This window comes from Herbaspirillum sp. alder98 (genome assembly GCF_020179755.1).
In the GTDB taxonomy this organism is placed as follows: Bacteria; Pseudomonadota; Gammaproteobacteria; order Burkholderiales; family Burkholderiaceae_D; genus Herbaspirillum.
Window position 1 is genome coordinate 500,503 of sequence record NZ_JAIUCY010000004.1, and the last position, 11,120, is coordinate 511,622.

General features: G+C 63.5%; 12 protein-coding genes. 7 read left to right on the forward strand and 5 right to left on the reverse strand.

What is annotated here, in order from left to right:
* Nucleotides 1–22: 22 nt before the first annotated feature.
* Nucleotides 23–997 carry an ABC transporter substrate-binding protein gene (locus LBW87_RS12735; RefSeq protein ID WP_225201845.1) on the reverse strand — a complete coding sequence of 325 codons (975 nt, stop codon included), beginning with the start codon at nucleotides 995–997 and terminating at the stop codon, nucleotides 23–25.
* Nucleotides 998–1,453: 456 nt separating this feature from the next.
* On the opposite strand from LBW87_RS12735, the gene LBW87_RS12740 reads away from it, so the two are divergent.
* From LBW87_RS12740 to map, 6 genes are all read left to right on the forward strand, one after another.
* On the forward strand, nucleotides 1,454–2,380 hold the full coding sequence (locus LBW87_RS12740; protein ID WP_225201846.1) for an aldose 1-epimerase: 927 nt from the start codon (nucleotides 1,454–1,456) through the stop codon (nucleotides 2,378–2,380).
* Nucleotides 2,381–2,388: 8 nt separating this feature from the next.
* On the forward strand, nucleotides 2,389–3,354 hold the full coding sequence (locus LBW87_RS12745) for a 2-dehydro-3-deoxygalactonokinase (RefSeq protein WP_225201847.1): 966 nt from the start codon (nucleotides 2,389–2,391) through the stop codon (nucleotides 3,352–3,354).
* A gap of 17 nt (nucleotides 3,355–3,371) precedes the next feature.
* Nucleotides 3,372–4,010, forward strand: a complete 639-nt coding sequence (locus LBW87_RS12750) for a 2-dehydro-3-deoxy-6-phosphogalactonate aldolase (RefSeq protein WP_225201848.1) — start codon at nucleotides 3,372–3,374, stop codon at nucleotides 4,008–4,010.
* Between the two features lie 26 nt (nucleotides 4,011–4,036).
* Nucleotides 4,037–5,185 (forward strand): galactonate dehydratase, encoded by a 1,149-nt coding sequence (gene dgoD / locus LBW87_RS12755; RefSeq protein WP_225201849.1) that lies wholly within the window; start codon nucleotides 4,037–4,039, stop codon nucleotides 5,183–5,185.
* 510 nt (nucleotides 5,186–5,695) lie between these two features.
* A complete protein-coding gene (locus tag LBW87_RS12760; protein WP_225201850.1) occupies nucleotides 5,696–6,865 on the forward strand; it encodes an MFS transporter in 1,170 nt (389 codons plus the stop codon).
* Between the two features lie 49 nt (nucleotides 6,866–6,914).
* Nucleotides 6,915–7,712 carry a type I methionyl aminopeptidase gene (gene map / locus LBW87_RS12765; protein ID WP_225201851.1) on the forward strand — a complete coding sequence of 266 codons (798 nt, stop codon included), beginning with the start codon at nucleotides 6,915–6,917 and terminating at the stop codon, nucleotides 7,710–7,712.
* On the opposite strand, the gene LBW87_RS12770 is transcribed toward map, so the two are convergent.
* Nucleotides 7,713–8,447, reverse strand: a complete 735-nt coding sequence (locus LBW87_RS12770; protein ID WP_225201852.1) for an ABC transporter ATP-binding protein — start codon at nucleotides 8,445–8,447, stop codon at nucleotides 7,713–7,715. It abuts the gene before it with no gap.
* Between the two features lie 40 nt (nucleotides 8,448–8,487).
* Nucleotides 8,488–8,715 carry a hypothetical protein gene (locus LBW87_RS12775; protein WP_225201853.1) on the reverse strand — a complete coding sequence of 76 codons (228 nt, stop codon included), beginning with the start codon at nucleotides 8,713–8,715 and terminating at the stop codon, nucleotides 8,488–8,490.
* Between the two features lie 224 nt (nucleotides 8,716–8,939).
* Here LBW87_RS12775 and LBW87_RS12780 point away from each other — a divergent pair, with 224 nt between their 5' ends.
* Nucleotides 8,940–9,155 (forward strand): glycine zipper 2TM domain-containing protein, encoded by a 216-nt coding sequence (locus tag LBW87_RS12780; protein WP_225201854.1) that lies wholly within the window; start codon nucleotides 8,940–8,942, stop codon nucleotides 9,153–9,155.
* A gap of 11 nt (nucleotides 9,156–9,166) precedes the next feature.
* Here the strand turns inward: LBW87_RS12780 and LBW87_RS12785 are convergent, their stop codons facing one another.
* A complete protein-coding gene (locus tag LBW87_RS12785; protein WP_225201855.1) occupies nucleotides 9,167–9,799 on the reverse strand; it encodes a LysE family translocator in 633 nt (210 codons plus the stop codon).
* A 30-nt stretch (nucleotides 9,800–9,829) separates the two neighbouring features.
* Nucleotides 9,830–10,915 (reverse strand): alpha/beta hydrolase family esterase, encoded by a 1,086-nt coding sequence (locus tag LBW87_RS12790; protein WP_225201856.1) that lies wholly within the window; start codon nucleotides 10,913–10,915, stop codon nucleotides 9,830–9,832.
* Nucleotides 10,916–11,120: the final 205 nt, after the last annotated feature.

Genomic DNA, 11,120 nt, shown 5'->3' on the forward strand with positions numbered 1-11,120 from the left:
GGCGTGCAGGCGCCAGCCGCCATCAATACTTGCGGTTTGGGAATTCCTTGGCCGCGACTTCAGCCGGGAACACGCTCTCTTCGGTAGTGATGCGCTTGGGCACTTCCTTTCCAGCCTTGATGTCCTTGGCGATCTGCATCAGTTGCGGACCCAGCAGCGGGCTGCACTCGACGGTGACATTGAGCTTGCCGGCCATCATCGCCTCGAAGGCGCCCTTGACGCCGTCGATCGAGATCACCAGGATGTCCTTGCCCGGCTTCATGCCCGCTTCCTCGATGGCCTGGATGGCGCCGATGGCCATGTCGTCGTTATGCGCGTAGAGCACGTTGATCTTCTTGCCGTCGGCCTTCAGGAAAGCCTCCATCACTTCCTTGCCCTTGGCGCGGGTGAAGTCGCCGGTCTGGGAACGGATGATCTTGAGCCGTGGATCGGCCTTGATCTCTTGCTCGAACCCAGACTTGCGGTCGATGGCCGGCGCCGAACCGACGGTGCCCTGCAGTTCGACGATGTTGATGTCGCCCGCCGGCAGGGTCTTGGCGCGTTCCAGCAACCAGCGCGCGGCGCGCCGGCCCTCTTCGACGAAGTCCGAACCGATGAAGGTCACATACAGCGACTTGTCGGTGACATTGACGGCGCGGTCGGTCAGGATCACCGGGATCTTGGCTGCCTTGGCTTCACGCAGCACCGTTTCCCAGCCCGATTCGACCACCGGCGAGAAGGCAATCACGTCCACCTTCTGTGCAATGAACGAGCGGATCGCCTTGACCTGGTTCTCTTGCTTCTGCTGCGCGTCGGCGAACTTCAGGTTGACCTTGGCGGCCTTGGCGGCTTCCTTGATCGAGACCGTGTTGGCAGTGCGCCATTCGCTCTCGGCGCCGACCTGCGAAAATCCCATGGTCAGCGGCTTGTCGGCAGCCAGCGCCGGCAGCCCCATGCCGGCGGCGATCAGGCCCGAGCAGATGGCGGCGCCCAGCAGCGCCCGTCTATTGGTATTCATCGTTGTCTCCGTTGTCTGGAAATCGTGCGATTTCCTTGTTATATGCGAATTGAAATCCGCGAATTGGAATACGCGAATTGAAATGACCTCCACGCGCCGGCGTCTGCGTTGGACTTATTGATAGGCGGCGCGCTTGCGATCCCAAATCAGGGGAGCCAGATCAGGTTCCCGATTTGCGGCTCTCATATTAGGAGAGCCCCAACACGCCATCCAATGAATTTTTGCGGGTATCCGATACCGATTCGCGCATCTCGGACGGTGGGACAGCCCCCCTGCAGACCCGCACATTTTTGATATCGTTAGCGTTCTTTTTTTCATTATTCCTCATCGCAGGCCAATGTTAGGATCAGCCTGTTTTTTGTCACGGTGCCGACGCGCGTCAGCCGCAAGGGGGCTTCACAGCAGGGCGCACAGGCACATTGCCCACCGTGCAGCACGCCATAACATAAGAGACATATGCCTTCCCGAGCGATTGACACACCCCGTGCAGGCTCCCGGACGCTGCCGAAGATTCACACATTGCAAGCAGGCCGCCAGCGCCTGCTAGTCACCCCCGAACTAGGTGGCAGCATCGCCGCCTGGGACTGGCAACGCGGCGACCAGTGGCTGCCGCTGTTTCGTCCGGCGGACCTGGATCGGCCCGATCTGTACAGCACCGCCTGCTTCCCGCTGGTGCCGTGGTCCAATCGCATTACCGGTGGTGGTTTCGAGGTTGGCGCGGCGCGCTATCCGGTAGCACCCAATCGTGCCGGCGAACCGTATCCGATCCATGGCGACGGCTGGCTGCAGGCCTGGACCGTGAGCAGCCAGGGCGACGACCGCATGACGCTGGAACTGAACTCGGAGCGTTTCGCCGGCAACCCCTACACCTACCGTGCGCGCCAGGTGCTGACGCTGCGCGAGAACGCGCTGGAGATCGAGTTGAGGGTATCAAACGAAGGACAACAGACGATGCCGTTCGGGCTCGGCCTGCATCCTTATTTTTTGCACGACGCCAACACCCGTCTGCAGTTTCGCTCGCGCGGCGTGTGGCTCTCGGGCAATGATCCGATCCCCACCGGCCTGAGCCGCAAGCTGCCCGACACCTGGGACTACAATCGCCCGGCGTCGCTCGACGGCCCGCTGGTGGATAACTGTTATGAAGGCTGGGACGGCCTGGCCATGATCGTCGACCCGACCCGCTGCCTGCGCCTGCAGATGCACACCACCGATCGCAGCGGCTACTCGCTGCTGTACCGTCCTCCCGGCCTGGGCTATTTTTGCCTGGAGCCGATCACTCATCCGATCGATGCCTTCCACCTGCCCAACCGCCCGGGACTGATCGACCTGGCGCCAGGGGAAGACATGGTCCTGCTCACCCGCTTCGGCGTGAGCGATCTGTAGGTAAAGCAATGACTGTCAAAGAGCAAGACGATTGCGCGTTGATCGCGCTGGACTGGGGCACTTCTTCGCTGCGCTGCTACCGTTTCGACGCAGCCGGCACGGTGCTCGAACGACGCGCCCACCCATGGGGCATCATGCAACTGCCCGCCACCGAAGGGGCGGCGCAGAACCCGCATCTGGCGTTTCGCGCGGCCTTGCAGGCGGCCTGCGGCGACTGGCTGGCGGCGGCGCCGGGCGCGCCACTGATTGCCGCCGGCATGGTCGGCAGCAAGCAGGGCTGGCAAGAGGCGTCCTACCTGAACGTGCCGCTGGCGCCGGAACGCATCGCCCGCAAGTTGCTGGCAGTCGACACCGGCCTGGGACGCACGCTGCATATCGTGCCCGGCCTGCTGCAGATGTCGACGCTGCCCAATGTGATGCGGGGCGAAGAGACACAGATCATCGGTGCCCTGCGCCAATGGCGTGACGACGAATTGCTGATCGGCCTGCCCGGCACCCATTCCAAATGGGTGCGGGTGACCAACGGCCGCATCGTCCACTTCGATACCTTCATGACCGGTGAAGTGTATGGCGCGCTGACCGCCCACACCATCCTGGGCCGCACCATGCAGGCCGCCGACGCGCCCGACGACGAAGCCTTCATGCGCGGCGCGCGCGTGGCGCAGAGCCTGGATGGCCAGGCCGGCGTGCTGTCCAACATATTCAGTTGCCGCACCCTGGGATTGACGGGCGAACTGGCGCCGCAAGCCCAGGCCGATTATCTGTCGGGCCTGTTGATCGGGCATGAACTGAACGCGCTCAAGCAGATGGCGCTGCAACAACCGCAGCGCATCGGCCTCATTGGCGACGCCGGCCTGTGCCGTCGTTACCGACTGGTGCTGGAGCTATACGGCATGGGCCCGGTCAGCGAAGCCGACGCTGCCACCGAAATCGGGCTGTGGAGCCTGGCACAACATGCGGGGTTGGTCGCCTGACCCCGCCAAAGGAACTCATGACTACCAATAGCACCCCTACTCTCTTCGACGACGCGCTCGCCCGCACCGGCATGATCGCCATCCTGCGTGGCGTGCGTCCGACCGAGGTCGAAGCCATCGGCGCAGCGCTCTATGAAAGCGGTTTTCGCCTGATCGAAGTGCCGCTCAATTCACCGCAGCCACTGGACAGCATCGCCACCTTGCGCCGCACCTTGCCGGCCGACTGCCTCGTCGGCGCCGGCACCGTGCTGCAGCCGCAGCAAGTTGAGCAAGTGGCCTCCGTTGGCGGCCAGTTGATCGTCATGCCACACAGCGACCCGGCCGTGATCGGCGCCGCCAAGCGCGCGGGCCTGTACTGCGCCCCTGGCGTGGCCACCGTCACCGAGGCGTTCGCCGCATTGGCCGCCGGCGCCGACGTGCTCAAGATGTTCCCTGCCGAACAACTGGGCCCCACCGTCGTGAAAGCCTGGCGCGCCGTGATTGCCCCCAGCATCGCCCTGTTGCCGGTCGGCGGCATCACGCCGCAGGGCATGGCCGTGTTCCGCCAGGCCGGCGCCAGCGGTTTCGGCCTCGGCTCGGCCCTGTATACCCCTGGCCTGTCGGCCGATGAAGTGCGCCAGCGCGCGCAAGCTTTCGTGGCGGCCTGGGCCGCCTGATCCAAACTCCTGACCGAAATCAACCCATGAAAATCACTAACATCACCACCTTCATCGTGCCGCCGCGCTGGTGCTTCCTCAAGATCGAAACCGACGAAGGCATCGTCGGCTGGGGCGAGCCCATTGTCGAAGGCCGCGCCCACAGCGTGGCAGCGGCCGTCGAGGAACTGGCCGATTACCTGATCGGCCGCGACCCGCGCAACATCGAAGACCACTGGACGGTGCTGTATCGCGGCGGCTTCTATCGCGGCGGCGCGATCCACATGAGTGCGCTGGCCGGTATCGACCAGGCCTTGTGGGACATCAAGGGCCGTGCGCTCGGCCAGCCGGTGCACCAGTTGCTGGGTGGCGCGGTGCGCGACTCGATCCGCGTCTATTCGTGGATCGGCGGCGATCGTCCGGCCGACACTGCTGCTGCCGCCAAGAGCGCCGTGGCGCGTGGCTTCACGGCGGTCAAGATGAACGGCACCGAAGAACTGCAATTCATCGACAGCTTCGACAAGATCGAACTGACCCTGGCCAACGTGCAGGCGGTGCGCGAAGCGGTCGGTCCCAACGTCGGGATCGGCGTCGACTTCCACGGCCGGGTGCACAAGCCCATGGCCAAGGCGCTCATCAAGGAACTCGAGCCCTACAAGCTGATGTTCATCGAAGAACCGGTGCTGTCCGAGAACGCCGAAGCGTTGCGCGAGATCGCCCACATCACGGCCACCCCGATTGCGCTGGGCGAGCGTTTGTATTCGCGCTGGGACTTCAAGCGCATCCTGTCGGAAGGCTATGTCGACATCATCCAGCCGGATGTGTCGCACGCCGGCGGCATCACCGAAACCCGCAAGATCGCGGCCATGGCCGAAGCCTACGACGTGGCGGTCGCCCTGCACTGCCCACTGGGCCCGATCGCGCTGGCAGCCTGCCTGCAGGTAGACGCCGGCGCCTACAATGCCTTCATCCAGGAACAGAGCCTGGGGATCCACTACAACGAAAGCAACGACCTGCTCGACTACATCACCGACCAGAGCGTGTTCGCCTATGAAGATGGTTACGTGAAGATTCCCCAAGGTCCGGGATTGGGTATCGAGATCAACGAAGAGTACGTGCGCCAGCGCGCCGAAATTGGCCACCGCTGGCGCAATCCGGTATGGCGCCACAAGGATGGCAGTTTCGCCGAGTGGTAATCCCCCCCGTCGTCCTGACGAAAGTCAGGACCCAGCGTCTTTCACCAGCCGCAGAAGCACCACATAAGCCACTGGGTACCGGCCTCCGCCGGTACGACGGAATAGTTATAACCCAACCCCCGTCGTCCTGACGAAAGTCAGGACCCAGCGTCTTGCAGCAGCCGCAGAAGCACCACATAAGCCGCTGGGTACCGGCCTTCGCCGGTACGACGAAATGGTTATAACCCAACCTCCGTCGTCCTGACGAAAGTCAGGACCCAGCGTCTTGCAGCAGCCGCAGAAGCACCACATAAGCCACTGGGTACCGGCCTCCGCCGGTACGACGGAATGGTTATAACCCGCCCCCCGTCGTCCTGACGAAAGTCAGGACCCAGCGTCTTGCAACAGCCGCAGAAGCACCGCATAAGCCACCGGATACCGGCCTGCGCCGGCACCAAGGAAAATCAGGCCCCTGCACGGCAATGACTAACGTGGCACACTCCCGCCTCCCGTCATCTTGCGCCGCGTTCCATGTCCCACAGCCCCGCCACCTTCACGCCCACCGCCACACAACTGCGTCGCGCCACCTGGGCCACCATGGCCCAGTTCTTCGTCAATGGCGCCACCTTTGCCACCTGGGGCGTATTGATCCCATCGGTCAAGGACCGTTTCTCGCTATCCGACGCGCTGTTGTCGGTCGCCATGCTGGCGGTGGCCGGCGGTGCGTTGCTGACCATGGGGCATTCCGGAAAATGGCTGGCCAAGGTAGGCAGCGCGCGCGGCCTGCGGCTGGCCGGCGTGTTGTACGCCACTGCCCTGCTGGCCATTCCGGTGATGCCGGCTTTTCCGCTGTTAGTAATCCTGCTGCTGGTTTTCGGCACTGCCATGGCGACCTTCGATGTCGCCATGAGCGTGCAGGCCGCCTTGGTCGAGAATGCCCGCACCAAACCGATCATGTCGACCCTGCACGCCATGTTCAGCATCGGCGGCATCGCCGGTTCGGCGCTGGGCGCGGTGCCCGGCCTGTCGCCGCTGCCGCATGCCGCCCTGATCGCAGCGATCACGCTGGCGGTGGCGCTATGGGGCGGACGTCATCTGTTGCCCGACAGCTTGCCGCAAGCGACCGAATCGCATGCCGACGGCGACCGCCATGCGCGGCGCATGGTGCTGGTACTGGGCTGCGTGGCATTCATGGCGCTGGTGTGCGAGGGCGGCATGTACGACTGGGCGGCCGTCTACATGCGCGACGTGGCCCACTCGCCGGCAGCGCTGGTGAGCTACAGCTACGCGGCGTTTTCGGCCGGCATGGCACTGGGGCGGCTGTTTGGCGACCGCATCCGGGCCCGCCTGGGCGGCATCCGCACCCTGACCGTCAGCGCCGCACTGGGCGCCATCGGCATTGCCGCAGCAGCGGCGCTGCCCGAGCCCGCCACCACCATTGCCGGTCTGCTGCTGGCCGGCCTGGGCATGGCCAACCTGATGCCGATCTATTTCCTGGCGGCAGCCCGGGTGCCTGGCATGAACGCCGCCGAGAGCATTGCCGCCGTGGCACGCTTTGCCTACGTGGGCATGCTGATCGGCCCGGTCATGATCGGCGGCGTGGCCGAGCATGCCGGCCTGCGCCTGAGCTTTGTATGCGTAGCGCTGGTAATGACGGCCATTGCCTTGTTCGGCGCCAGGCCGGTGCGTCGTTTCATTTAATGGCTACAATAGGGACCGCCCAGCAATGCAGCCCCCCGAAAGAAACCGCATGAGAAAAGTAAAACTGCGTAACGCCACAGAAATAGCCCAGGCGCGCAGCGCCGGACAACTCGCCGCCGAGGTATTGCAAGTAGTGGCCGAGCATGTCAAGGCCGGTGTCACCACCGACGAACTGGACCGCATCTGCCAGGACCACATCGTCAAGGTACAAAAGGCCACGCCGGCCAATATCGGCTATCACGGCTTTCCCAAGACCATCTGCGCCTCGGTCAACGAAGTGATCTGCCATGGCATCCCGTCGCGCCAGAAACTGAAGAATGGCGACATCGTCAACATCGACGTGGCGGTCATCAAGGATGGCTGGTACGGCGACTGCAGCCGCATGTACTTCGTCGGCCCCGTCTCGTCGCAAGCGAAGAAATTAGTCAATACCACCTATGAAGCCATGTGCGCCGGCATCCGCACGGTGCGCCCGGGCGCGACCCTGGGCGATGTCGGCCATGCGATCCAGACGGTGGCGCAGCGCGACGGCTTTTCGGTGGTACGCGAATATTGCGGCCACGGCATCGGCACCGTCTACCACGACGAACCCCAGGTCTTGCACTACGGCTTGCCGGGCACCGGCCTGCCGCTGCGCGAGGGCATGATCTTCACCATCGAACCGATGCTCAACGCCGGCAAGCGCCACAGCCAGCAACTCGACGATGGCTGGACCGTAGTCACCGCCGACGGCTCGCTATCTGCGCAATGGGAACACATGGTGGTAGTGACGGCCAATGGCTATGAAATCCTGACGCCATGGCCGGAAGGCTTCGGCGATTATCCCGCCATCGCCACCAGCAACTGATCAGACCGACAAGGTCGTGCGGCGCAGTTCTTCATCGGCCGCCAGTTGCTGCATGCTGCCCTGGTAGCGGATGTGGCCATTGTCGAGCACATAGGCGCGGTCACTCACCAGTTCGGCGAAATGCAGGTTCTGCTCGGACAGCAGGATGGCCATCCCTTCGCGTTTCAGCGTGGCGATCATGTTGGCCATCTGCTCCACGATCAGGGGCGCGACGCCTTCGGAGGGCTCGTCCAGCAGCACCACATGGGGATTGCCCATCAGGGTGCGCGCCACCGTCAGCATCTGCTGCTCGCCGCCGCTCATCTGCCCGCCCGGCCGGTGCGGCATTTCACCCAGGTTGGGAAACAGCGCAAACAGTTTTTCAGGGGTCCAGGTGACTGCGCCCGGGCGCGCCGGCTGGCGCCCCACTTCCAGGTTCTGCAGCACGGTCAGGTCGGTGAAGACGCGTCGATCCTCGGGCACGAAGCCCAGTCCGAGGCGGGATATCTGGAATGGCTGGGCACGACTGATATCGTGCCCGCGAAATTCGACCCGGCCGATGGTGCCAGGCAGCATGCCCATGATGGCCTTCATGGTGGTCGACTTGCCGGCGCCGTTGCGCCCCATCAAGGCCACCACTTCGCCGCGCGCGACCTCCAGCTCGACATCGAACAAAATATGGGCGCGCCCATAGAAGGCATTGAGCCCGCTGACTTTCAGTACGGTCTCGCCGGGACCTTGCGTGTTGACGCTCACGACTAACTTCCTGTTCTTTTCAACCTTGGGGAAGGCCGAACTATAGCGCAATTGCCTGGGCGTTCGCCGAACGCCCCAGGTCACGCAGCGCCGTCCCGATATGACGCCACAGCAATGCCGTGAGGAGCAGGCCGGCCATGCATTCGATCCATACACCGTGCCGCACGCCCAGCCAGATGAGCCACAAGCCCTCCCAGCCGAACGCCATTATCAGGGCAAGTACATCGCCCAACGAGGGTGCGGCAGCAGTGCGAGGGGGCAAGTCCATGGGGGGCTCTCTCGGTAAGATGTTGCCGAACCTGGAAGCCCGGCTTGCCGAACGATAGCAGTTTCCATCATCGGCTGCTGATGCCAAACGGAGAATGTAACAACTGTAAGCGATAGTTTTCAAATGGCAATCTTTGAGAAACTATTGTTAATGTTGAGGTCAGACATTTCGTCGCTTTTCCAATGCGACCCAACATCATTAACTTAGCCGATCAAGAGCCAATCATGAAAGCCATCCACAAGATCACCGTCGTTACCCTGACCGTCTGCGCGCTGACCGCCATGAGCGGTTGCAGCAACATGAGCCGCCGCGACAAGAACACGGCCATCGGCGCCACCATCGGCGCGGTGGGCGGCGCCATCCTGACCGGCGGCAGCGGTATCGGCACCGCCGGCGGCGCGGCCGTGGGCGGCGTCATCGGCCACCAGGTGGGCCGCTGATCCTGCCTGCGTTACTGGCGCGCTGCCAGCAGCAGTGCGCCAGCGCCGATAAAGAAACCGCCGGTGATCTTGTTGAGCCGGGCCACGCCGCGCGAGGTGCGGATGAAGTGGCGAATCTGGCGACCGCCGGCCGAATACACGGCGCTTGAAACGAACTCGGCGCCCAGGTAGATCGAGCCCAGCACCAGGAATTGATGCGCAGCCGGCCGCGAGGCATCGATGAACTGCGGAAAGATCGCCGCGAACAGCATGATGGCCTTGGGATTGGTAATGCCCAGCAGGAACTCCTGCATGGCCAGCGCAAAGGCGCTTTTAGGTACATCGTGCGGCTGCAACGCCCCACCATCGGCCAGCGCCAGCCCCTGGAACTCGCGGCTGCGCCAGGCGCGCCACCCCAGATAGAACAAATAGATCGCGCCCACCCATTTGACGGCCGTGAATGCCGTCTCCGACGCCAACAGCATCGCGCCCAGGCCCACCGCCGAAATCGTCAGGAAGATGGCAAAGGCGGTGACGCGCCCGAAGGTTGCCAGCAAGGCCATGCCAATGCCTTGGCGCAGGCCATTATTGAGCGCGCAAAAGTTATTCGGACCGGGGACCAGGGCCAGCATGATGGCGACCGGGATAAATAACAGTGCATCCATGACGGAGGTCCCCTCTGGCAATAAGAAAAGTTAGATTTTACGCCGATGCCGCGCAAAGAACTCTAACATTAACTTGCCGGCATCCGGCCCCCTGGCATTGAACGAAAAAGCTTCATCGCCGCCGCTCCACGCATGACCCAGCCCCTCAATCTGCACCGACCTGATCATCACTGCCGAACCGGCCGTGTAATCACTGATGCGCATTGCGCGCTTGCGCGGCCAGGCTTTGGACACCCGGCCGAACGGTTTGGCCTGCACCGGCGCTGCCACCAGCGAACCCGGTCGATATAGCTCACTGCACTGGCGCACCAGCTGCAACTGGTTGACCGGACGCACCACCTCGTCGTCACCGCCACCGACAATGATGGCCGGCACCGGCGGCAAGCCCGGCTGTCGCGCCAGTAACGCCCGCATCGGCGCCAGCGGCGTGGCGCTGCCGTGCTGCATCACCCCGTAGGCGCCGACCGCCGTGCGCGCGCTCCCGAACACCGGCCCCGAGTGGAGACCGACGGCGGCCATCAGGTGCGGATGCGTCAGCGCCAGGATATGCGCCATGGCCGCGCCCGCCGAAATGCCGCACACGTAGACGCGACTGCCATCGATGGCGTATCGCGCGACGATCATCTCGATCATTGCGGCGATGGTCTCGGCATCGCCGCCGCCTCGCTGGGTCGCCGCGTCGTACCACTTCCAGCATCGATGAGGATGGCTGCGGGCCGACTGCTCGGGATACAGCACCGCATAACCCTTGGCCGCTGCCAGCCGATGCATGCCGGTGCCGGCGGCGAAATCGTCGGCGTTCTGCTGGCAGCCATGCAGCATGACCACCAGCCCGGCGCTGCCGGTGTCCGGCAAGAACAACCGGTAACGCATGTGCCGCACCGGAAGCTTGGCGCCGGCAAAGATTGCGCTGTGCCAAGAACCACCCTGCGGTTCGCGCAGGCGGCGTGGCGCAGTCGGCATATTCGCCACACTCGGTGTCTTCGGCTTGGCCGTCGACCTTGCCCGCCTGGGTGCCGTCTGCACCGCCTTCAGCAGGGTCGAGACCGCCCTTATCCGGGATTTTCCGGTCTTCGCAAGACTGCGCATCCACAGCCGGTTCAGCTTGTTGAACATGCTCATGATCCCTATCGAACGCTGCCGGAAAGATTTCCTGGGGCAATCTTTTGCGTGGCGCCATGCTGCATCGCCGCTTAAGAGCAGAACCGGCTTTTTCTTATTGGTTCGATGGACCCATGCCACTGTGACAATGTTAAAAAAATAAACACTGTTATATTGAAGCAGCGGGCCAAACCCGTGATGTCCGGCTTGCAGGGGAAGC